General features: G+C 71.5%; 22 protein-coding genes. 14 read left to right on the plus strand and 8 right to left on the minus strand.

Annotated features, from left to right (window positions below; all coding sequences use genetic code 11):
* Nucleotides 1–48 precede the first annotated feature (48 nt).
* From ACZ4Z4_RS36525 to ACZ4Z4_RS36535, 3 genes are all read right to left on the minus strand, one after another.
* A complete protein-coding gene (locus ACZ4Z4_RS36525) occupies nucleotides 49–585 on the minus strand; it encodes a hypothetical protein (RefSeq protein WP_468337545.1) in 537 nt (178 codons plus the stop codon).
* Nucleotides 586–885: 300 nt separating this feature from the next.
* On the minus strand, nucleotides 886–1,284 hold the full coding sequence (locus ACZ4Z4_RS36530) for a hypothetical protein (RefSeq protein ID WP_468337548.1): 399 nt from the start codon (nucleotides 1,282–1,284) through the stop codon (nucleotides 886–888).
* Nucleotides 1,285–1,353: 69 nt separating this feature from the next.
* Complete coding sequence (locus ACZ4Z4_RS36535) at nucleotides 1,354–1,890, minus strand: DinB family protein (RefSeq protein WP_468337552.1); 537 nt, start codon at nucleotides 1,888–1,890, stop codon at nucleotides 1,354–1,356.
* Nucleotides 1,891–1,961: 71 nt separating this feature from the next.
* On the opposite strand from ACZ4Z4_RS36535, the gene ACZ4Z4_RS36540 reads away from it, so the two are divergent.
* The 8 genes from ACZ4Z4_RS36540 to ACZ4Z4_RS36575 all read left to right on the plus strand — a co-directional run bounded on the left by ACZ4Z4_RS36540 (nucleotide 1,962) and on the right by ACZ4Z4_RS36575 (nucleotide 10,354).
* Nucleotides 1,962–3,203: a glycosyltransferase gene (locus ACZ4Z4_RS36540; protein WP_468337556.1), complete on the plus strand. Its 1,242-nt coding sequence runs from the start codon at nucleotides 1,962–1,964 to the stop codon at nucleotides 3,201–3,203.
* A 101-nt stretch (nucleotides 3,204–3,304) separates the two neighbouring features.
* A complete protein-coding gene (locus tag ACZ4Z4_RS36545; RefSeq protein WP_468337559.1) occupies nucleotides 3,305–4,192 on the plus strand; it encodes a helix-turn-helix domain-containing protein in 888 nt (295 codons plus the stop codon).
* Nucleotides 4,193–4,316: 124 nt separating this feature from the next.
* On the plus strand, nucleotides 4,317–5,057 hold the full coding sequence (locus ACZ4Z4_RS36550; protein ID WP_468337562.1) for a TauD/TfdA family dioxygenase: 741 nt from the start codon (nucleotides 4,317–4,319) through the stop codon (nucleotides 5,055–5,057).
* Between the two features lie 33 nt (nucleotides 5,058–5,090).
* Complete coding sequence (locus tag ACZ4Z4_RS36555; protein WP_468337565.1) at nucleotides 5,091–6,395, plus strand: KamA family radical SAM protein; 1,305 nt, start codon at nucleotides 5,091–5,093, stop codon at nucleotides 6,393–6,395.
* On the plus strand, nucleotides 6,389–7,444 hold the full coding sequence (locus ACZ4Z4_RS36560) for an EamA family transporter (protein ID WP_468337568.1): 1,056 nt from the start codon (nucleotides 6,389–6,391) through the stop codon (nucleotides 7,442–7,444). The genes ACZ4Z4_RS36555 and ACZ4Z4_RS36560 overlap by 7 nt, the downstream gene beginning before the upstream one ends.
* Complete coding sequence (locus tag ACZ4Z4_RS36565; RefSeq protein ID WP_468337571.1) at nucleotides 7,366–8,370, plus strand: diiron oxygenase; 1,005 nt, start codon at nucleotides 7,366–7,368, stop codon at nucleotides 8,368–8,370. The genes ACZ4Z4_RS36560 and ACZ4Z4_RS36565 overlap by 79 nt, the downstream gene beginning before the upstream one ends.
* Before the next feature lie 11 nt (nucleotides 8,371–8,381).
* Complete coding sequence (locus ACZ4Z4_RS36570) at nucleotides 8,382–9,449, plus strand: Ldh family oxidoreductase (RefSeq protein WP_468337574.1); 1,068 nt, start codon at nucleotides 8,382–8,384, stop codon at nucleotides 9,447–9,449.
* Nucleotides 9,446–10,354: a branched-chain amino acid transaminase gene (locus tag ACZ4Z4_RS36575; RefSeq protein WP_468337577.1), complete on the plus strand. Its 909-nt coding sequence runs from the start codon at nucleotides 9,446–9,448 to the stop codon at nucleotides 10,352–10,354. The genes ACZ4Z4_RS36570 and ACZ4Z4_RS36575 overlap by 4 nt, the downstream gene beginning before the upstream one ends.
* 38 nt (nucleotides 10,355–10,392) lie before the next feature.
* Here ACZ4Z4_RS36575 and ACZ4Z4_RS36580 read toward each other — a convergent pair whose 3' ends face one another.
* Together ACZ4Z4_RS36580 and ACZ4Z4_RS36585 are read right to left on the minus strand one after the other, a co-directional pair.
* Nucleotides 10,393–12,057 carry an MFS transporter gene (locus ACZ4Z4_RS36580; protein ID WP_468337580.1) on the minus strand — a complete coding sequence of 555 codons (1,665 nt, stop codon included), beginning with the start codon at nucleotides 12,055–12,057 and terminating at the stop codon, nucleotides 10,393–10,395.
* Nucleotides 12,054–12,887 carry a GntR family transcriptional regulator gene (locus tag ACZ4Z4_RS36585; RefSeq protein WP_468337583.1) on the minus strand — a complete coding sequence of 278 codons (834 nt, stop codon included), beginning with the start codon at nucleotides 12,885–12,887 and terminating at the stop codon, nucleotides 12,054–12,056. Before ACZ4Z4_RS36585 ends, ACZ4Z4_RS36580 begins: the two co-directional genes overlap by 4 nt.
* Before the next feature lie 388 nt (nucleotides 12,888–13,275).
* Between ACZ4Z4_RS36585 and ACZ4Z4_RS36590 the strand changes: the two genes are divergently transcribed.
* Both ACZ4Z4_RS36590 and ACZ4Z4_RS36595 read left to right on the plus strand, forming a co-directional pair.
* The gene (locus ACZ4Z4_RS36590; protein WP_468337586.1) at nucleotides 13,276–14,820 is read left to right on the plus strand and encodes an amidohydrolase family protein; all 1,545 of its coding nucleotides are present in this window, start codon (nucleotides 13,276–13,278) and stop codon (nucleotides 14,818–14,820) included.
* Nucleotides 14,821–14,962: 142 nt separating this feature from the next.
* Nucleotides 14,963–15,526, plus strand: coding sequence for a cytidine/deoxycytidylate deaminase family protein (locus tag ACZ4Z4_RS36595; RefSeq protein WP_468337589.1), 564 nt, complete (start codon nucleotides 14,963–14,965; stop codon nucleotides 15,524–15,526).
* Nucleotides 15,527–15,552: 26 nt separating this feature from the next.
* On the opposite strand, the gene ACZ4Z4_RS36600 is transcribed toward ACZ4Z4_RS36595, so the two are convergent.
* The gene (locus ACZ4Z4_RS36600) at nucleotides 15,553–16,170 is read right to left on the minus strand and encodes a DUF6000 family protein (RefSeq protein WP_468337592.1); all 618 of its coding nucleotides are present in this window, start codon (nucleotides 16,168–16,170) and stop codon (nucleotides 15,553–15,555) included.
* Complete coding sequence (locus ACZ4Z4_RS36605; RefSeq protein WP_468337595.1) at nucleotides 16,151–16,627, minus strand: DUF2199 domain-containing protein; 477 nt, start codon at nucleotides 16,625–16,627, stop codon at nucleotides 16,151–16,153. Before ACZ4Z4_RS36605 ends, ACZ4Z4_RS36600 begins: the two co-directional genes overlap by 20 nt.
* Before the next feature lie 58 nt (nucleotides 16,628–16,685).
* On the opposite strand from ACZ4Z4_RS36605, the gene ACZ4Z4_RS36610 reads away from it, so the two are divergent.
* Entirely contained in the window at nucleotides 16,686–16,808 is a 123-nt protein-coding gene (locus tag ACZ4Z4_RS36610) for a hypothetical protein (RefSeq protein WP_468337598.1), read from the plus strand.
* Nucleotides 16,809–16,830: 22 nt separating this feature from the next.
* On the opposite strand, the gene ACZ4Z4_RS36615 is transcribed toward ACZ4Z4_RS36610, so the two are convergent.
* Complete coding sequence (locus ACZ4Z4_RS36615) at nucleotides 16,831–17,625, minus strand: VOC family protein (protein ID WP_468337601.1); 795 nt, start codon at nucleotides 17,623–17,625, stop codon at nucleotides 16,831–16,833.
* Nucleotides 17,626–17,779: 154 nt separating this feature from the next.
* Between ACZ4Z4_RS36615 and ACZ4Z4_RS36620 the strand changes: the two genes are divergently transcribed.
* From ACZ4Z4_RS36620 to ACZ4Z4_RS36630, 3 genes are all read left to right on the plus strand, one after another.
* The gene (locus tag ACZ4Z4_RS36620; RefSeq protein WP_468337604.1) at nucleotides 17,780–17,932 is read left to right on the plus strand and encodes a hypothetical protein; all 153 of its coding nucleotides are present in this window, start codon (nucleotides 17,780–17,782) and stop codon (nucleotides 17,930–17,932) included.
* Between the two features lie 201 nt (nucleotides 17,933–18,133).
* A complete protein-coding gene (locus ACZ4Z4_RS36625) occupies nucleotides 18,134–20,068 on the plus strand; it encodes an ATP-binding cassette domain-containing protein (RefSeq protein ID WP_468337607.1) in 1,935 nt (644 codons plus the stop codon).
* A gap of 104 nt (nucleotides 20,069–20,172) precedes the next feature.
* Entirely contained in the window at nucleotides 20,173–20,847 is a 675-nt protein-coding gene (locus ACZ4Z4_RS36630) for a LysE family translocator (protein WP_468337610.1), read from the plus strand.
* Nucleotides 20,848–20,863: the final 16 nt, after the last annotated feature.

Below are 20,863 nucleotides of genomic sequence, written 5' to 3' on the forward strand. Positions count from 1 at the left end.
GAGTGGGAGGAGCCGGACGGGCGCGTCCGTGAGCAGTACGTACGGGCGTCAGCCCTCCTCCGCGCCGGTGAGCGCCTCGGTGATCATGCGGGTGGCGAAGTCCGGGTCGTCGGCGATGCGGTTGATGTGCTCCGCGAGGAGGAAGGCGGTGGCTTCCAGGGGAGTCATCTCCTCGTCGGTCCAGTCCCCGTACTGTCCGCGCCACAGGTTGGGGCTCAGGCCGAGACCCGCGGCGGTGACCAGACCGGCCATGATGGGGATGACTTCCGTGGGGCAGCTCTTGGGCATCATGCGCATCGTGGCCACGAGGTTGGGCACCACGTACTCGATGACGTCCTTCTCGTGCTGCTCGTGCACCTTCCGCAGCCAGCTCATGTACATGTAGATGAGCGTGCACGTGCCGTCCAGCACGTCGTTGGCCCCGTCGGGACCCAGTGACTGGGCGAACTGGCGGATCAGCAACTGCTGTTGGGCGTCGGTCTCGGTCTTGCCGTCGTGGATGCCCTTGAGGCGGGAGTCGATCATCATGAGCGCCACGCCCACCTCGCCGACGGGTGCGTGCTGGGGGTCGCAGGGCGATGGCACAGGATGTCTCCGGATGCAGACGGGGGTCGTGAAGGGTGAGTCTGTTGCCTGGCCCGGCCCCCGGGGAATGCGTTCGCGGCAGCGTCACGCTTTCGGGGCGCCCTGCTCGACCGCCCGACCTCGGGGCGGTGACATGTTCGAGCAAGAAGGACCCCAGGACGCCGGCCCTAACCAAGGACTCCGACGGCTTCGCGGTCCCGGTCATCCAAAGCTGGCCGAACGGACCACAAGAAGGTCTACGCGCTGCGGCGGACGGAGAAGGGCGGCACCCTGACCGACCCGCACCAGAACGGGCTCCTGTCAGAGGTCCGTTTCGACTACGTCAACGACACCGTACCGCTCCCGTACATCGTCGACGAACTCCTGCTGCCCTCGGTCCGGAAGCGAGCGCCGCCACCAGTGGCTCTCGTCGGGTCGAATAACCGGGCCGTGCGCCAGAAGTGCCCGGAAGCCTTCATCGATACGGGAGAGTTCGGCGGAGAACCACGAGTACTCGGGCAGCGATTGCACCACTGGGTCGTCGATGACCTGTTGCAGCAGTTCGCGAATGGACAGGTCGTTGAGGTACTCGCAGACGTCGAAGTCGTAGCCCTCGGCGCAGAGTCTCACCATTTCTTCCCAGCCGCGCAGGGTGGCAATGGGCAGTGGGGCGTAAGTCCGGCCTGTCGCCCGTGCCACACGCTGGAAGTTGGAGGCCAAGCTGCCGGCGCGTAATGTCACTGAAAGTGGTCCCTATCTGCATCAGATGGCTTGAGTGGCTTGAGTGCATCACTCACCGACCTCGCCGTCAATGAGTTCGCGTGCGATGTCGAGGTGGCCGATGTGGCGGGCGTATTCCTGGAGCAGGTGGAAGAGGATCCGTCCGAGTGAGGGGGCTTGGGCGGGGGTTTTGAAACGGCCGCCGAGGCGGGCCTTGTCGTGCAACGCGGCGTTTCTCGCGAGGGAGTCGGCGGCGGTGACTTCCGCCTCGTAGGCGGTCATGACCTGGGAGGTGGAGACGTCGGCGGCGACCGTCCATTCCGCGGTGTCTCCGCCGGGTGGATGGGCGGCGATGTCCTCGGCGCCGAACCCCCAGCGCAGCCATCGGCGTTCGACCCAGCCCAGGTGCTGGACCAGGCCGAGCGGTGACCAGCCGAGCGGTTCGACCGGGGTGCGGAGCTGGGCTTCGGAGAGCCCGGTGAGCTTGCGCAGCAAGGTTTCGCGGTACCAGTCCAGGTAACCGAGGAGCAGTTCGTGGGCGTGGGAGACATCGACCGCCGGGCCGTCGAGGGGTGCGGGAACGTTTTCCGGTTGCTGCTGCATCATCCCGTGAACGTAGCCCGGACGTGGACCGGACGCCGAGCCCTCGGATCCATCCGGGCTGACATAGTGTCGCCATGCGCGTACTGATCGTGACAGCGGGTAGCTGGGGTGACGTCGCTCCCTTCATCGGGCTGGGTGTGCGGCTGCATGGCGCGGGGCACGACGTGGCGGTTGCCTCTCATGAGCGGTTCCGGGCTGCGGTGGCCGCTCATGGGCTCGGGTTCCGGGCGCTGCCCGTGGACCCGCGGGCCGAGTTGGCCTCCGCGGGCGGGCAGGGGCTGGCCAGGGCGGTCAGCGCGCCCGTGGCTCTCGCGCGGCTGATGCGGATGGCGAAGGCGTTCATGCCGGCGCTTGCGGCGGGCGTGCGCGACGCCGTGGAGCAGGGCGCCGACGTACTGCTGAGCTCCACGGTCACCGACCCGATGTGCGCGACGCTCGGCGAGGCGCTGCGGCTGCCGAGCCTCGGGGTCTATCTGCAACCGGTCCAGCCCACCGCGGCCTTCGCGGCGCCGGTCGTCGGAGCCCGCTCGTTCGGCTCGTACGGGAACCGCCTGAGCGCCCACGCCCTGTTGACGGCCACCGACCGCATGTTCGCTCCGGCCGTCGGGGAGCTGCGGCGCGAACTGGGGCTGCCGCCGCACCGGTTCGCCGGACCCCTGGGCCTGCCCCGCGGGCGCGGCGTCCTGCACGGCTTCAGCCCACGGGTCGTCCCCCGGCCGGGGGACTGGCCCGAAGGGCACCAGGTTTGCGGGTACTGGTGGCCCGAGACCCTCCCCGGCTGGCAGCCCGAGCCGCGGCTCCTGGACTTCCTCTCCTCCGGCCCGCCTCCGGTCTTCGTCGGCTTCGGCAGCTTCGTCGCCGAGGACGCGGAGAGGCTGAGCGCCCTTGTCGGCGAGGCGCTGCGCCGGGCGAAGGTGCGCGGTGTCCTGCAAGCGGGCTGGAGCGGTCTGCACGCCGAGAACGACGACCTGATCACGGTGAGGGAAGTACCGCACGCCTGGCTGTTCCCCCGGACCGCCGCCGTCGTCCACCACGCCGGCGCCGGCACCACGGCCGCAGGGCTGCGCGCGGGCGTCCCCGCCGTACCCGTCCCCGTGCAGCTGGACCAGCACTTCTGGGCCGCCCGTCTCCACCGCCTCGGCGTGTCCCCACGCCCGCTGCGCTACCAGCGCCTGACCGCACAGCGTCTGTCGGACGCGATCACCGTCGCCGTCCATGACCCGGCTCTGCGCGCCCGTGCCCGCCTCCTCGCCGAAGGTATCGCCGAGGAGGACGGGGCGCGGCCCGTCGTCGAGGTGATCGACCGGCTCGGGTGAGGGGGGTCTCGTGCCATCGGGCCCTCACCCCGCGGGGCACGCGTGGATTCTGGCGTGAACCAATGGCCGGAGCCGGGGACCCGCCCGCCCACAATGGCGACGTGGTGAGGCACGAGTTCGATCCGGCCGGAACCTGGGAGGTGGCAACCGCCCTGCCCGCCGCCCGGTTGCGCTCGCTCGTCATGCGCTACCGCGGATTCGGTTTCGACCTGACCGCGCCCCGGCGGCGGCTCGAACTCCCCGACTGCATGGCGACGTTGGTCATCCTCTTCGGGCAGAAGCTGCGCGTGCACGACGCCGTGGGGGAGGAGCTCGCCGGGGCGGGCTCGTTCACCTCCCTGGTGTCGGGTCCGCAGTCGCGTGCCCGGCTCGGCGAGCACGACGGGAGGCTGCGCGGCGTGGAGGTCGTCTTCGCCCCCTGGGCGGCGTACACCTTCTTCGGCACCCCGATGGACCAGCTCGCCAACGCGCTGACCGAGCCCGCCGACCTGCTCGGAACCCGGTTCCACGCGCTCGACGAGCGGCTGGAGAGCTGCCCCGACTGGGCCGGGCGCTTCGCACTCCTCGACGAGGTGCTGACCCACTGGCTCGAAGACGCCCCACCCGTCTCCGCGCGCGTGCTGTGGGCATGGAACCGGCTCTCCGAGACGTCCGGAGGCGTGCCCGTCCATCTGCTCGCCCACGAATGCGGCTGGAGCGAGCGGCACTTGGAGCGATGCTTCGAGCATCAGATCGGGCTGCTCCCCAAAACGGCCTCCCGCATCCTGCGGCTGCGCGGCGCCCTCCGGCTGGTGACCGGCGGTCTGCCCGGCGCCAGCGCCGCCTCCCTCTCCGGCTACTCCGACCAGTCCCACCTGAGCCGGGAGTTCAAGTCCATGACGGGGTGGACCATGTCGCGCTTCCTGCGCGCCCGCGCCACCGGCCGCACAGGGCCCCCGGACGTGGACCGGGCCGAGGGGCAGCCGACCAGCCTCGTACTGCCCGATTGAGCCACCCTGCGGGCGAGGTCGGTTTTCTTCAATACGCCCACGGTGCCCCTTGCGAGGCTGCTTGGAGCACAGCGGAAGAGCAGCAGAGCAGCAGAGCAGCAGAGCAGCGTATAGGGGGGCGCGCATGCCTGTGCCATGTGAGGCCAGCGTACGATCCGCAACCGCGTCGGGCGTACGAGCCGCACTCGACGCCGACGGCTACGCCGTCGTCGCCCGGCCCGGAGGCCAGCGGGACGCCATCGAGCTGCTCCAGGACATCGGCCGCTTCATCCCCCAGTACACCGGCACCGTGGAACACGAAGTCGTCTACCGTCCGGGCAACGACGGCCGCGCCTACTCCCAGAGCCGCAACACCATCCGCGCCCACACCGAGGCACCGGGCCTGGACCCGAGTCCGCGCTATCTGGCCCTCTACTGCCACCGGCAGGCCCGCTGCGGGGGCGGCCACACCGACCTGCTCGACCTCGGGGTCCTGGAGAAGCTGCTCGGCCCCGCCGAGCACGCGCTGCTGACCGGGCCGCGCCTCGTCTTTCCCGGCCCGGGGAGCGAGGGCGCTCCCGTGCTCGCCCCGATGCTCTACGACGATGAACACGGCCGCCCCGTACTGCGGTTCAGCTACAACCTGTTGACGGCCGCGGACTACGACGCCTCCCTCGACTCGGCACCGCCGCCGGAACAACTTCCGCTCGGGCAGGCCGGGGCCGATCTGGCCCACCGGGTCAGCGAGCTGTTCGACCGGTACCGCACCCAGATCCTCATCCCCGACGGCTCGCTGCTCATCTGGGACAACCAGCGGATGCTGCACGCCCGTTCACAGTACGAGGACGCCGGCCGCCACCTCACCAGGTACTGGATCGCCGCCTGAGCGCGCCTCCCAGCAGAAGGGCCCGACCCTCAGATGACCATCGCCGAACAGGCCGTCTCCGCGACACGGACGGTGTCGGGACGCAGGCTGGCCATGCTCGTCCGCGACAGGTGCAAGGACGCCCGGCCGGCCCATGACGTGGAAGTGGTCGGGCACGTGCTGCCGTTCAAGGTCAGCGCCCATGTCATCGACTCACTGATCGACTGGGAGAACGTCCCCGACGATCCGCTGTACCGGCTGGTCTTCCCCCACCGCGACATGCTCGACCCGCGCGACTTCCGCGCCGTCGAGCGCGCGCTGGGCGACCCCGCCGCGCTGCGGGACACCGTCGCCGCCATCCGCCGCCGCCTCAACCCGCACCCCGGCGAGCAGCTCACCCGCAACATCCCGGTCAGCGGAGTGCAGCACAAATACGCGCAGACCGCCCTGGTCTTCCCCCGCCACGGGCAGACCTGCCACGCGTACTGCGCCTACTGCTTCCGCTGGGCGCAGTTCGTCGGCCGGCCGGAGCTGCGCATCGCGGACGACGACCCGCGGAAGGTCATCGCGTATCTGCGGGAGCACCCCGAGATCAGCGATGTCCTGTTCACCGGCGGCGACCCGCTCGTCATGCGCACCGAGCTCCTGAAACCGTACATCGACGCCGTCCTCGGCCCCGGCCTGGAGCACATCACCACCGTCCGCATCGGCACCAAGGCGCTCTCCTTCCACCCCGCCCGCCTGGTGACGGGGCCGGACGCCGACAGCCTGCTCCGCCTGCTCGAACGCGTGGTGCGGGCCGGCCGCCAGCTCGCGATCATGGTGCATGTGTCGCACCCGCGCGAGCTGGAGCCCGACCTGACCCGGCACGCCGTCGCCGCGCTGCACGGAGTGGGCGCCCAACTGCGCTCCCAGGCGCCCGTCGTACGCCACGTCAATGACGACCCGGCGGTGTGGGCGGACGCGTGGCGCGCGCAGCTCCTGCTCGGGATCCACCCGTACTACCTGTTCGTGGAGCGGGACACCGGCGCGCGACGCTACTTCGGGCTGCCGCTCCAGCGCGCGTACGACATCCACCGCGACGCCGTGCGGCGCATGTCCGGCCTCGGCCGCACCGCCCGCGGCCCGGTCATGTCGACCACCGAGGGAAAGGTGACCGTGGACGGAGTGACCGACCTGCCGGGCGGGCGGGCTTTCGCGCTGCGCTATTTGCAGGCCCGGATACCGGACCTGGTGGGCCGGCCGTTCCACGCACGGTGGGACCCGGCCGCCCAGTGGTGGTCCGAACTGGTCCCGTTCGGCGGGCCCGACCGGCTCTTCTTCCCGCAGGCCGCCGCCGTACAGGGGCGACCGTGCTGAACGCGGCGCGCACGACCGGCGCGGCCGCCGGTGCCGCTCTCGCCGCGCTGTCGGCCTGCGCCTTCGGGACGGTCGGCCCCGCCACCAAGGTCCTCGCGTCGGCGGGACTCTCGGCGGCCGAGATCGCCCAGGCCCGGCTGACCATCGCGGCCGTGCTGCTCCTGGCGTACGCGGCCGTCACCCGGCCACGGCAGCTCCTTGCGACCCGACAGGAGTGGGCCGTCATCGCCGTCCTCGGCCTCTTCTCCTTCGCCGCGCTCCAGACGCTGTGCGGCGTCGCGGTGGCGCGGATCCCGGTCGGCGTCTTCGTCGTGCTGCAATTCCTGTCCCCGGTGATCGTCGTCGTCTGGTCGCGCTGCGTGCGGCGCATCGCACAGCCGCGCCTGGTCTGGGCGGGCACGGCCGTCGTCCTGACCGGTCTGCTGCTGGTCGGCGAGGTGTGGGCACGGCTGCGGCTCGACCTGATCGGCGTCCTGGCCGCCCTGGGGACGGCGGCGGCCCTGTCCGTACGCTTCCTGCTCGCCGGCCGGGCACTGCTGCACCGCGACCCGGTCGCCGTGGCCGCGCTGGGCATCGCCGTCGGCGCCGTCGCGCTGAACGTCCTGTCCCCGCCGACCGGCTTCCCCTACGCGGCCCTGGCGGACACCGTCAGCCAGGGATCGGTCTCCGCCCCCGTCTGGGCGGTGGTCGTCTGGGCAGGCGTGGTGGCGACGCTCGTCGCCTACCTCAGCGGAATCGCGGCCCAGCAGTTCCTGGCGCCGTCCACAGCGAGCCTGTTCGCGACCCTGGAGGTCGTGGCCGGGGCGGGAGCGGCGTTCCTCCTCCTCGGCGAGACCCTGTCGGCCGTGCAGTGCGCGGGAGTCACCACGGTCCTCGCCGGAGTGCTGCTCGCCCAGCGGTCCATGCGTACGCGACCACCGGGACCGGGCGAGCCCTCCGATGCCACGAGAGCACGAGAGGAACATGAAGGATGGACGAGCGGTTCATCAGCAACCCCGAGGAAGACGAGCTCGGCAGCGCCCTGTTCGGCGCCGTCGACAACCCGGTGATCCACCGGCTCGCGGCCAATTGGCGGCGCAGGGCCACCGTCAAGCGGGAAGACCCCGAACTGCTCGACCTGTTCGACCTCGCCCTGCCGGACTATCCCGAGGACATCGTCCCGTTCGCCGACCACCCCGTCTACCTGGGCCTGCCCCCGGAGCAGCGGGACGCCATCCTCACCTGGGCGATGATCGCCCTCAACCGGAACACCGAGTACTCCGAGACCCATGTGGTCAATCCGGCCTTCGGACTGATCCTGCGCGGCGAGTTCCCCGGCCTGTGGGGCGAGGCCCTGGAGGTCTCGCTGATGCAGGCCATGGTGGACGAGCAGTACCACATCCTCATGCACCGGATGGCCAGCGACGTCACCCGGGCCAAACGCGGCAGCCACTTCCGCGCGAGGGAACTGCCGCTGCCGTACGTCTCCGAGACGCACCGCGCGCTGACCGGGCAGGCGTCCGAGCGCTGGCAGCGCAGTCTGTACACGCTCGCGTTCGCCATCACCACCGAACTCTCCATCGGCGCCTATCTCGAACTCGTCGCCAAGGCGTCGGGCGTCCAGCCGATGAACGTGGAACTCTCCCGGCTGCACCGGCACGACGAGGTCTGCCACGGATCCATCAGCGGCGAACTGCTCAAGGTGCTCTACCCCCAACTGGGCCGCGAGCAGCAGCGGTTCCTGGTCCACGCGCTCTGCCGGGCGCTGGAGGCGTACTCCGCCAACGACTACCGGGCCTGGGAAGCGATCATGCGGCTCGTCGGGGTGGCGGACGGCACCCGCATGCTCCGGGACTGCAAGGCCGCCGGACGCACCGCGCTGCTGCGTGACTACAGCGGGCTGCACCAGGTCCTCACCGAACTGGAGGTCATCGACGAGGTCGACTTCGACTGGTCGAGCGTCAAGGTGACCGGCGACCTGCCCTACGTGCTGTGAGGAGAGGACCGTTGACGTACCGCATCGATGCCGGCACCGCCCGCAGGATCGTAGTCGCCGCCCTGGCCGCACACGGCCTCGACGCCGAGTCCCGCGCCGTCGTCGCCGACGCGCTCGTGGAAACCTCGATGCGCGGCATCAGCACCCATGGACTGCGGCTGCTGCCCCGCTACCTCGACGACATCGGACGGGGCATCGCCAACCCCACGCCGAAGATCCGTACGGTCAGGGAGACCGGCCCGACAGTGCTCATCGACGCCGACGCCGCACTGGGGGTCGTCGCCGGGACCGCGGGCGTACGGGAGGCGGTGCGGCGCTCGGCCGAGCACGGGGTCGCGGCAGTCGTCGTGCGCAACTCCAACCACTTCGGGGCCGCCTCCGTCTACAGCCGCGCCATGGCCGGGGCCGGGATGGTCGGCTGGGCCATGACGTCCGCATCGTCGCGGGTGGCCCCCTACAACGGGCGGGGCCCGCTGTTCGGCACCAATCCGGTCAGCGTCGCGGCGGGCCGGGGCGACACCGAGTTCGCTCTCGACATGGCCACCAGCGAGGTGTGTCTCGGAGAGATACGGGAACGGGGGCGCCGCGGCATGCCCCTCGACCCCGGCTGGGCGACGGACGCGGACGGCCGCGGCACCCGGGACGCCGCCGAGGTGGCGGCCCTGTCCCCGCTCGGCGCCGGACACAAGGGCCAGGGCCTGGGCATGCTGGTGACCCTGATGACCGCGGTCCTCGCCGATGCCCCGCTGGACTGGGAGCTCGACCACATGGAGCAGGCGACGCCCGGCAAAGGACGCGAGGTGGCGCACTTCCTGCTCTGCCTGGATCCGGCCGCTTTCGGCGGGCGGAGCGCCTTCGACGGGCGGCTGCGCGACCTCGTGCACACCACGCGCGGGGCACCGGCCGCGGGCTCCGAGCCGGTGCTCTGCCCCGGAGACCCGGAGCGCGACCATGAGGCCACCGCGGCCCGGGACGGCATCCCCCTGGACCCGGACACGGCACGCGCGCTGTACGCGCTGGCACAGCGGCACCGCATCGCGGCCCCCGCGCCTCCTGGCGCCCGAAGGAGGACACCATGACCGCACTGTCCCCGGCCGAATACATCTGGATGGACGGCCGACTCGTCCCCTGGGACGACGCACGAGTCCATGTGCTGACCCAGTCCCTGCACTACGGATGGGCGGTCTACGAAGGCATCAGGGCGCACGAGACCGCGGACGGCCGAGCGGTCTTCCGACTCCGCGACCACCTCGCCAGGCTCCGGCGCTCGGCCCGCGTCTATCTGATGGACATCCCGTACACCGACGACGAACTGATCGACGCCACCACGGAGCTGATCAGCGCGGGCGGCCCCGGGCCACGCTATGTCCGCCCCCTCGTCTACCTCGGATACGGCAGCATGGGCGTCGCCCTCGACCTGTCCGCGGTCCGCGTGACCATCGCCGCCTGGGCGTGGCAGGAGCAGCCGAACCACAACTGGCGCCTCATGACGAGTAGTTGGCGGCGCAACCACCAGGACACCATCCCTCCGCTGGCGAAGGCCACGGGCGCGTACCTCAACTCCTCACTCGCCAAAATCGCGGCGGTCAGGGCCGGTTACGACGACGCCTTGCTGCTGACCGCCTCCGGACACATCTCCGAGAGCTCCGCCGCCAACGTCTTCCTCGTCAGCTCCGGCGTACTGCACACCCCTCCGGTGGAGCAGGGCATACTCCCCGGCATCACCCGCTCCACCGTGCTCGAACTGGCCGCCGACGCAGGCATCCCCACCGTCGAACGACCCTTGGCGCACGCCGAGGCGTACACCGCCGACGAGATCTTCCTGACCGGGACCGCCATCGGGATCGTGCCCGTCGAGTCCGTCGACGATCGGCGCACCACGACGCAGGGTCACGGACCGGTCACCGAGGCGCTGCGCGACGCCTACCGGGACGCGGTCGGCGGGAAGTCCCCGGCGGCCGCCGACTGGCTCACCGGGGTGTGAACGCCCTGTCGCCCACCGGGGTGTGAACGCGCCGTCGCTCACCGGGGCGTGCACGCCCTGTGGCCTTCCCGCCCGTCCGGCGCGCGGGGCCTGCGGCGCGGGTACCAGGCGATCACCAGCGCCCCGACCGTCACCACCACGGCGGCCAGCACGCGCATCGCGGTGTCGAGGGAGGTGGTGAAGTCCGCGACGACGGCGTGCCGCAGGTCGGATGAGGCCAACCCCTCGGCGGCCAGGCGGTGTTCGGCGGCGGGGACGGTCGTCGGCGCGCCGGGCCCGCGCAGCGGCGCCGGGAGGCCCGCGGTGAACACCCCGGTCACCACACTGCCGCTGACCGCGACGCCCAGCGCGCTGCCCAACTCCCGCGCCAGGCTCTGCAATCCCGAGCCGACCCCGGCCCGGTGCGCCGGCAGCGCGGACATCATGCCGTACGACAGCAGTGGCGTCGCCAGGCCGCATCCGGCCGCGGTGAGCGTCGCCCCGAGCGCGTACACGGGATATGGGGTGCTCGGGCCGACCAGCGAGACCGTGCACAGGCCGGCGGCCAGCACGGCGAGACCCGATCCGAGCGTCACCCGTGGACCGGCGCGCCGCTCCAGGGCCGCCGCGCAGCGGGGCGCGAGCAGCAGCGCAGCCGCCATCGGGAGTAGCCGCACCCCCGCCCCGAGCGGGGAGTAACCCTTGGCGTACTGCAAATACTGCCCGTTGACGAAGAACAGGCCGAACATCCCGAAGAACACCAGCGCCATGCCGACCGCCCCCGCCCGCACCACCGGCACGGCGAACAGCCGTGGGTCGAGCATCGGATGCACCCGGCGCAGGTCCCGGGCGGTCCAGGCCGCCAGCAGCGCCACCGCCGCACCGAAGCCGCCCAGCACCCGCGGACTGCCCCAACCGGCCTGCGGGCCGGAGACGATGCCCCACAGCAGGGCGAGGAACCCCGCCGGCAGCAGGACCGCGGACACCATCGACACCGGCCGGTCGTGCCGCGGCGGCGCCGGTGCGAACGCCACCACCAGGGCAAGCGACACCAGCGACAACGGCACCACGCACCAGAACAACGCCCGCCACGAACCGAGTTGCAGCGCCGCACCGCCACCGACGTTGCCGAGCACGGCCGCCAGGCCCGTCATCGACGCCCACACCGCCACCAGGCGCGGCCGGCGGTGCGCGGGAGCGGCGCCCACCATCAGGGCCAGCGTCGTCGGCAGCACGGCGGCGGCGCCCACGCCGCTGACCACCCGGCCCGCGATCACCGTGCCGATGCCCGGCGCCACGGCGCACAGGACGCACCCGGCGGTGAACAGACCCATGCCCGCCGCCAGCACCCGCTTCCGGCCGAGCCGGTCGGCGAGCGCGCCGCCCGGAATGAGCAGGCAGGCGAAGAACACCACATAGCCGTCGACCACCCACATCACCGCCTCGGCCGACGGGCGCAGGGCGCTGCGCGAGAGCGCGGGGACGGCGAGGTTGACCGCGGAGACCATGCCCACCACCAAGGTGACGCACAGGCACAGCGCGGCGACGGTCAGCGGGCCGGGGCCCTGAGCTGCGCGGGCCTCGGTCGCGTAGGCCGCGTTGTCCGTCGCGGAGACCGCCTCGTCCGTCGCGGAGGCCGCCATGTCCGTCGCGGAGGCCGCCTTGTCCGAGGGGTGCCGGGGACCGGGGGCCGTCCTGCCGGTGGTCTCGGGGTCGGGGCTCACCGTCCGCCTCCTGCCGGTGACGGGGCAGGGCCGGTGTGCGGTTCCGGTGCGGCGCGGACGAGTTCGGCGCGTACCAGTTCGGCGCGGAACGCCAGCCGGTCGCCGCGGATGCGCAGGAACTCCAGGTCCACCGGGCGCCCGTCCGGCATCCTGGTCAGCCGTTCCACGGTGAACAGCGCCGAGCCCGCCGGGATGTCCAGCAACGCGCACGTGTGTGGGTCACCGCCCACCGCGTGCACGGTGACGCTCGCCGAGCCGAGCCGGCCGCCGGTGGACTCCTCGATGAGTCCGAACAGGTCCCGGCCCGCCAGGTCGGCGGTGAGCAGCGGCTCCCCGATGTCCGCGGCCAGGTAGGTCAGGTCGAGGGAGAGCGGCGCGCCGTCCAGCAGCCGCAGCCGTTCGATGTGGACCACCTGCCCGCCCTCGGGGACGTGCAGCTTGCGTGCCACCTCGCCGGGCGGGCGCACCAGGCCCGCGACCCGCACCTGGTTGGTCACCTCGCCGTGCGTGCCCAGCGTCTCGGCCAGGCCGGTCAGCCGCTCCAACGTGTGCTCGTAGGGCCGCCGCACGATCACCGTCCCCACGCCCTGACGCCGCTCGACGACGCCTTCGTCGCGGAGCACACCCAGCGCCTCGCGGACGGTGTTGCGCGACACCGCGAAGTCGGCGATCAGGATCCGCTCGTCCGGCAGCACGCCCGAGGCGAAGGCCCCGGATGCGATCTGACGGCGCAGCACTTCGGCGACCTGCCGGGCCCGGTCCGCCCGGCTCCGCCGTGGGCTCTCCGGCGCCGGTCGGGGCTCGGCGGACTGTGGGGGAGAGGCGTTCACGGGACCTCCGCTGCACGTTCGGGGCCGGGGCTGGAGGGGCGTACGCCGAGCGCCTGGCTCATACGCCGAGAACCTGGCTCGTACGCCTCGACGCCCGGGCGGTACCCGCGAAACCTAGGCCGCCGACGTTTCCGGGAAGTTACGCCACCTGCCCTGACCTGCGGCGACGCCTGTGACGTGCGGCGCGGCGGGGAGCGCGGACCCGTTGCGCCACCCCGCTGCCGCGTCGGCGCCGACGAGACGAGCCGCTGCCCGGTCCGACCGAACCCCGCCCTCCGGTTCCATGTGTCGAAACTCTTGTTCCGTCCTGTGGACTCGCTTAGGGTCGGCGCCCCCGGCTGCCCGCGCGCGGTCGGGGCTTTCCTGTGGGGACACGAAGGAGTGTGCGGTGGTGCAACAGGCGTGGCAGGACGGGGCGTCGGGTGACGGGCGGCCGGAGGGGGACCGTGAGGGCGGTGCGACACGCGGCGTGGGACGTCGCGGCTTCGTCGTCGGGGCCGGGCTGGTGGGGACCGGCGGTCTGCTCGGCGCCGCCGGGGCGGGACCGGCGTCCGCCGTCGGACGCGACGGTGACGGCACCTTCGGCCCGCGGGACTTCCGCGGCAAGCGCCTGCTGCTCGTACCGGACGTGGTCCTGCTGCCGGAAGGGCCGGTCAGAGACCGCGCGGTGCTGGTCCAGGACGGCACCTTCAAGGCCGTCGGACCGGTCCGCAAGCTCACCGACGCGCACCGGGACGCCCGTACCGTGCGGCTGAAGGGCCACCTGCTCATGCCGGGCTTCGTGGACGCCCACCACCACCTGACGCAGAGCTTCGGCAAGGCCCAGGCGTTCGGGCAGCCGTCGGAGATCTTCAAGACGGTCTGGGAGCCGCTGGAACGCGCCCTGGACGAGGAGACCGCCCACCTCTCGGCGAAACTAGCGGCGTTGGAGGCGCTGCGCGGCGGATTCACCACCGCCGCCGACGCCGGCACCCGCGCGCCCGTCGACGTGGGCGTCATCGCAGAGGCCGCCGAGGAGGCCGGGCTGCGCTGCGTGCTGTCGAAAGTCGTCTCCGGCGGAAAGGGCGGCAAGGAACACCTGGAGCGCTTCCAGAGCTCCCGATTGATCCACCCCTCACTGGCGATACCCGTCCCCGAGGACGCGACCACGGAGGTCCTGAAGAGGACCGCCGACCTGTGCGCGGACGCCGACGCGGTCCTCCAGATCCACGTAAACGAACACCTGGCCTCCGTCGAACGCTCCCTCAAGAGCGTGGGCCGCCGCCCGGTGGCCCACCTGCACCACATCGGCGCACTCAACGCGCACATCCTCGGCGCCCACGCCACCCTGCTCACCCCCGACGAGATGCGCATGCTCGCCGACACCGGCGCCGCGGTCAGCTACAACCCGGTCGCCAGCGCCTGGAAGGGAAACGGCGTCGCGCACGCCTTGATGTGGCGGGCCATGGGCATCCGCTTCGGCACCGGCACCGACGGGACCCGCGGCAGCGGCTTCCGGCTCATCGACGCCGCGGAGAGCGCCCAGCGCCTGAGCCATGGCTTGCAGACCGGCGACTCCTCGTGCGGTGCGGGCCGCACATGGCTCACCCACGCCACGACCCTGAGCGCCGACGCCGTCGGACTCGGCAAGGTGACGGGCGAGATCTCCGTCGGCAAAGCCGCCGACTTCCTGCTCGTCGACCTCCAAGTGCCCGAACTCACCCCGTCCTACGACCTGTCGTGGGAACTGGTCCGGCTGGCCGACCGCGACCAGATCACCGCGGTCGTCGTGGACGGCAAGCTGCGGCTGTGGCGCGGCTGGCCCACGGACTGGGACGGGCCCGCGCTGATCCGCAAGGCCGCGGAGGTGGGACCGAGGGTCGTGGAGCGCGCCCGCATCCAGCGGGTGGACCCGGATCCGGACGGCACGGCACGCCACACGCGACGGCCCTGAGGCGCCATTTGCGGGAGCCCGTCATCGGGAACTCGTCTCCGGGAACTCGTCTCCGGGTGTGCGGCCCGAGGCCCGGAGACAGGTTCCGGACTCCGGTGACGTGGTACCCCTAGCGGTACGCACCCAAGGAGACGAGCACCCTGTGACCGAACCCCGCAAACCCCGCGAACCCCGCGAACCCCCGAACTATCCCGAACCTCCCCAATCCTCCAAGTCTCCCGAAGTCTGCGGACAGCCGGGACCCGGCACCGAGCCGACCACCGCCGACCGGGCCTGGCTCGCCGTGGCCTGCCAACTCGCCACGCAGAGCCCGCCCTCGACCACGGCGTTCTCCGCCGGCGCGGTCATCGTCGCCGACGACGGCACCGAGCTCGCCCGTGCCCACTCCCGCCTGCGCGACACGGACGACCACGCCGAGGAAGGCGCTCTCGCCCAACTCGCCCCGAACGACCCCCGGCTGTCCGGGGCAACCCTCTACAGCTCCCTCGAACCGTGCACCGAGCGCACCTCCGGGCCGCGTTCCTGCACCCAGTTGATCCGCGAGGCGGGCATCCGTCGGGTGGTCGTCGGCTGGCGAAAGCCCGACACGCTCACACCTGACACGCTTTCGCTCAACTCCGAGGGCCTGGAGTCCGCGGGCATCACCGTCATCGAACTCTCCGAGTACGCGGACGCCGCCAAATCCCCGAACCAGCACCTGCTGTGAGCGAGCGAGTGGGGGAGCCGGGGCGGTCATAGCGCCTCTGCGCATTCGTCGATGAATGCGCAAAGCCGACGAATGAGGCTCAAGAAGGAGGGCGTGGGGTCCACTTCGTCCTTCACGTGCGGTGCATCCCGGAGCCACTGCTGCCACAGGCCGCCCGGTTCTCGGAAGCGGTCGGCTTGACCATTTCCAAGGTTCAGATTGATGAACTGAAGAGCGCCCATGACGACGGGCTGGTCGTATGCGAGATCAGGGCGGCGCAGGTAGCGATCCAAGTAGGCGGCGAGCAGATCAGCGTCGCGCGCCGTTCCGAAACTGGCCAGGGCCACGCTGTAGGCCAGTCCGACGCAGCAGACCTCGCTGGCCAGCAGAAGTTCCCCGAGGCGCTCACGGAACTCGGTCCGGCGGGAGACAGCCACGAGCCAAGCCGCGGTTCTCCGTTCTCTCCAACCGCCCTCAAGAAGCGTCGTGATCTCATCCGGGGTGATGAGCCCCGCGTCCTCACGGAGATCTCGCATGAATCGCTCGTACTCAGGACTTCTCATCCGCAGCAAGCTGCCGCCGAGCTTCTGATAACGCCGCTCGGGCGTGACATACCGCCGAACCAGGGCCAGCAACTCGGCATCTTCACGAGGGTCGCGTATCACTCAGTCCATCTCCGGCGTGGTACACGGCCGACGCGATCTCCCGCACGCGCTCCTGGCTGATTCCCGTGTGCTGCTCGATGGCGAGGGGGTGGTCGGTGGGCTCCAGCTCGATGAAGGGGCGCTCGCCGACCGGGCGGGTATGGACGTGCGTCTTCAGGTTGAGGGTCGTCGTCGGGTACACCGGAAGATCGGTGGTGAGCCAGCCGAAGTACGGCTTCTCGGCCTCTCGGCCGGGCCTGTCCCACAGATCCGAGGCCCGGGAGAAGCTCTCTCGGCTGAGCGAGACCCAGACACCCCAGGAGAACACCTCCCCACTGTCGATGACCGGTATCTCGATCAGGCCCTTGACGAAGTAGTGCTGCCCGCGGACCACGCACTGGTCCGTAGAGAGCAAGCAGTCGTCGGCGTCGGCGAAGGCTGGATCCCATACGGCGGGGGCCTCAGCCGTATAGTTCATGGGCAGCTCAGGGTGGTGGGCCCCGCAGCACGCGCAGGTGAACCCCAGATCACTGGTCATGGGACCGGAGCCTAGCGACGGACTCCAGACGCACCCGAAGGGGGCTTACCCGGCCGCCGCCCTCTGGGGCAGCCTCGCCGCCGCGACGCTCCTGGCGGCCTGCGCGGTCGTCTCACTGTGACCACTGATGCGAGTCACTCTGACTACTGATGTGCGCGCACCACGAAGCGTGCCCCGTCGGGATCGCACAGGATGGCCTCGTCCGGGCCCGTCTCCCCCTGGACGACACTGCCGCCGTTGGCCTCCGCGGCACGGGCGCACGCCGCCACGTCGGCGACCGTGAAGTGGATCTGCCAGCGCGGCCGGATCGAGGGATCGGGCGCGGCCTCCACCGCGCCCGAATGGATGCGGGCCACGACGTCGCCCTGGCTGCGCAGCACCACCTTCTCGTCCTCGTAGTCCACTTCGCAGCAGCCCGCGACCGTGGACGCCCAGCCGAGGACCTCCGCGTAGAAGATGGCCGCGTCGAAGGCGTTCCGGGTGTGGAGCTCCACGAAGACCGGCGCCGCCCGGCGCCACTCCTCCCAGTTGGCGACCAGCTCGCCCTCCCAGACGCCGAAGACCGCTCCGTCGCGGTCGGCCAGCAGCGCCGCCCGCCCCGGAGGGAACGAGATGGGCCCCACGGCGGTCGTCCCGCCGCGCTCCTGGCTGCGGGCGACGGTCTCGTTCGCGTTGGACGCGGCGAAGAAGGGCGTCCATGCGACGGCCGTCTGCCCCATGGCCTCCACCACGGACACCCCGGCCACCGGCAGCTCGCCCACATGGGCGAACCGGTACTCGTCACCCAGCTTGCCGGTGCGCCAGTCCCAGCCAAGGACGGCGTGGTAGAACCGCTCCGCGGACCGCAGGTCGCGCGTGGTCAGGTTGACCCAGCAGGGCGCGCCGAACACCGAGCTGCTGGCTACGTGCTCGCTCGTGGGCGTCTTGGAGCTGTTCATCTCTGTACCGTTCCGAGGTCGATGGACGGGCCTCCATCATCCCCACCGTTGGGCCCCGCGTCGCGCCATGGCACTGGTGTGACTTAACGCTGCCCCCCGCCGCCGGGGGCCGGGACCACGCCGCCGTACCCGGAAGAGTGAATCGAACGGACGGGTGGCCCAAGCACCTGCCCTTGCGTACGCGCTCCACCTGCCCGGCCTCGAACTCCCGCTCGACCAGTCGCCCGAGGCCGCCCGTATCGGCCCTGTGATCAGCGACGTTGTAGCGGTGTTCGGTCCGTTTCCCACCACCGAGGAGAATCCGTGAATCCCGTCCGCATGCTGACCGCCCTGCCTCCCGTGTTCGAAAATCCTCCCGCTCAGGCCGTCGAGGCCACCGCTTTCCGGCGGCCGGTCGACGTCCGTCGCGCCCTGTTCGCCTCGGCATCACGGCCGTCATCGGGGTGGGGAGCATGACGCACCAGTACGACCGGCTCCCGTACGACCGGCTCCCGGCGGTGGTGTCCGCATGACGACACCACACGAGGGGACGACACCGCACGAGGGGATGACACCACACGGGTCCGTGACCGTCCCCGCGGCCCGCGGCGAAGTCCCGCGGCCGTCCGCGCCGCCGGAGCTCGACTACAACGGACGCAAGCACCGGGGCGCGATGGACGACGCCACCCTGTGGGACATGGCCCGCCGCATCCCCGCGGCACTGGCGCAGACGGCCCGGCTCGCCTGGACGGTCGACCGCCGCATGACGGTGACGGTCGTCGGGTGCCAGCTCCTGTCCGGCGTCGGCACGGGAGTGATGCTCGCCGCCGTGGCCAGGGCCCTGCCGCAGCTGATGGTCCCCGACCCCCGCGAGGGCCTCACGCGCGCGTGGCCCGCTCTCGCCGTCGCCGTCGTGGCGATGGCCACCGGCGCGGCGATGTGGATCCTCGCGGACTGGGCGACCCGGCGCCTGAACCCGAAGATCGCCTCGGCCGCGGACCTCACCCTGGTCGACCTGTACATGCGCGCCGAACTCGCCGCCTACGACGCGGAGGGCTTCGGCGAACGGAGCAAGGCGGCGGAGATCGGCGCGCTGCGCGCCGTCGACCTGGCCGACGACGCCAAGACCCTCACCAACGGACTCGTCCAACTGGTGTCCGCGGCGACGGTCCTCACCTCCCTGCATCCGCTGCTCCTCGGAGTGCTGCTGCTGTCCGTCGTCCCCCGGGGCCTGGGCGGAGTGATCGCCGCGCGGGTCGACTACCGGGTCCACGACCGGACGGTCTCCGCCCGCAACGTGCGCGGCATGATGCGCTGGTGGCTCACCACGGCCGAGCTCGCCGACGAGCTGCGGGCCAACACGATGCGCGGCTATCTGCACTTCTGGTACCGGTCCATGTGCGACCGCGTGGAAGGCCGCGAGCTCGCGGGCGCCCGCCCCTACCTGCTGATCACCCTGCTGGCCGCGTCCCTCGGCGGCCTGTTCACCCTCGGCATGTGGGCGTCGCTGGCCGCGCTCGTCCTCGCCGGAGCCATGTCGACGGCGATCGCGGGAACCGCCGTCGTCGCCTCCCAGACCGCCGGACGCGCCCTGAACTCGATCATCAGATACAGCACGGTGATGTTCCACCACGGCCTCTACCTCTCCGACTACTACGAGTTCATCGACGAGGTCCGCGCCATGGCCACGACCCGCGGCACCGCGCAGGCCGGGCCTCCGGAACGGATCCGCCTGGAAGGCGCCTCGTACCGCTACCCGAGCAAGGACACCGCGGCCGTACGGCCGATCACCCTCACCCTGCGGCGCGGCGAGGTCGTCGCACTGGTCGGGGAGAATGGCGCGGGCAAGTCGACGCTGATCCGCATGCTCACCGGGCTGACCGTGCCCACCGACGGCAGGGTGCTGTGGGACGACACCGATCTGGCCACCGCCGACGCCGAATCGGTCTGGCGGCACGTGGGCCTGGTGCCGCAGCAGAACGGGCACTGGCCGCTCGCCGCCCGCGAGAACATCACCCTGGGCCAGCCCCGCGAACACGGCGACGACCGGATCTGGGACGTGGCGGAACGGGTCGGCATGACCGGTGCCCTGCGTGAACTGCCCGATGGACTCGACACGCTCCTCGCCCGCTCGGTGTGGGGCGGCCACGAGCTCTCCGGCGGTCAGTGGCAACGGCTCGCGTGTGCGAGGGCGATGTACCGCGAACCCGCCGTGCTCGTCCTGGACGAGCCGACCAGTGAGATGGACGCCCGCGGCGAGCACACGATCTTCCGGGAACTGCGGGCCACGGCCCCCGGCCGGATCACCGTGGTGGTCACGCACCGACTGGACAACGTACGGATGGCCGACCGCGTGATCGTCCTCGACCGGGGTGCCATCCGCGAACAAGGCACCTTCGACGAGCTCGTCGCGACGGAGGGGAGCCTGCTGGGCGAGCTGTACGCGCTCGCGCAGGACCGCTGAGCGAAGTCGTCGCCGCGCCCGGCGCTGCCTGTTCCAGACCATTACGGGTACCGGCCATGGAACCGGCGAAGAACCGGCAGCGGGTCCAGCGGAAGGGGAATCGTATGTCGGTCGACCTCGTCGGCTTCCTCGGTGTCGTCATGGTGGCGTATGTGGTGCCGGGCCCTGACTTCCTCGTGGTGGTGAGGTCGGCCACCGAGCATCCCGCCAAGGGGCGGGCGGCGGCGCTGGGAGCCCAGGCCGGGCTGTGCGTGCACATGCTCGCCGCCGCGGTCGGCCTGTCCCTCATCGCCGCCCGCTCTCCGGTGGTCTACGACGCCATCAGGCTGCTGGGCGCGGCCTACCTCGTATACCTGGGCATCCGGGCCGTGCTGGCCGCGCGGCGGGCCGCCCGCGCGCGGGCCGCGGGGCGGGTTGCGGCCGATGCTTTGGAGGACGGTACCGCCCCGCGAACTCCTGCGAAGGGGCGGCCGGTTGACACCCGGTGGCGGTCCGGCTTCACCCAGGGCTTCCTGACCAACGTGCTCAACCCCAAGGCCGCACTGTTCTTCCTGAGCATCCTGCCCCAGTTCGTCGACGACGGCGGCTCGACCTCGCGGCAGATCTTCTTCCTCGGCACCCTGGACATCGTCATCGGTGTCGCCTACTGGTTCGCCCTGGTCGCCGTCGCCGCGCGGCTGCGGCCGTTCCTCACCAGCCCGAAGATCCGCCACCGCTGGGAGCTGACGACCGGCTGGCTCTTCATCGCCATCGGCATCGGCGTCGCCACGGCGGCTTGAGGTACCGGCAGGCTCG

The sequence above is a fragment of the Streptomyces sp. NPDC030245 genome (assembly GCF_055572995.1).

Coding starts and splice junctions, on each gene's coding strand:
- ACZ4Z4_RS36535 (WP_468337552.1), bottom strand. CDS start 1,890: ATGATGCAGCAGCAACCGGAAAACGTTCCCGCACCCCTCGACGGCCCG.
- ACZ4Z4_RS36540 (WP_468337556.1), top strand. CDS start 1,962: ATGCGCGTACTGATCGTGACAGCGGGTAGCTGGGGTGACGTCGCTCCC.
- ACZ4Z4_RS36550 (WP_468337562.1), top strand. CDS start 4,317: ATGCCTGTGCCATGTGAGGCCAGCGTACGATCCGCAACCGCGTCGGGC.
- ACZ4Z4_RS36555 (WP_468337565.1), top strand. CDS start 5,091: ATGACCATCGCCGAACAGGCCGTCTCCGCGACACGGACGGTGTCGGGA.
- ACZ4Z4_RS36565 (WP_468337571.1), top strand. CDS start 7,366: ATGGACGAGCGGTTCATCAGCAACCCCGAGGAAGACGAGCTCGGCAGC.
- ACZ4Z4_RS36575 (WP_468337577.1), top strand. CDS start 9,446: ATGACCGCACTGTCCCCGGCCGAATACATCTGGATGGACGGCCGACTC.
- ACZ4Z4_RS36605 (WP_468337595.1), bottom strand. CDS start 16,627: ATGAACTATACGGCTGAGGCCCCCGCCGTATGGGATCCAGCCTTCGCC.
- ACZ4Z4_RS36610 (WP_468337598.1), top strand. CDS start 16,686: ATGGGACCGGAGCCTAGCGACGGACTCCAGACGCACCCGAAGGGGGCT.
- ACZ4Z4_RS36615 (WP_468337601.1), bottom strand. CDS start 17,625: ATGAACAGCTCCAAGACGCCCACGAGCGAGCACGTAGCCAGCAGCTCG.
- ACZ4Z4_RS36625 (WP_468337607.1), top strand. CDS start 18,134: ATGACGACACCACACGAGGGGACGACACCGCACGAGGGGATGACACCA.
- ACZ4Z4_RS36630 (WP_468337610.1), top strand. CDS start 20,173: ATGTCGGTCGACCTCGTCGGCTTCCTCGGTGTCGTCATGGTGGCGTAT.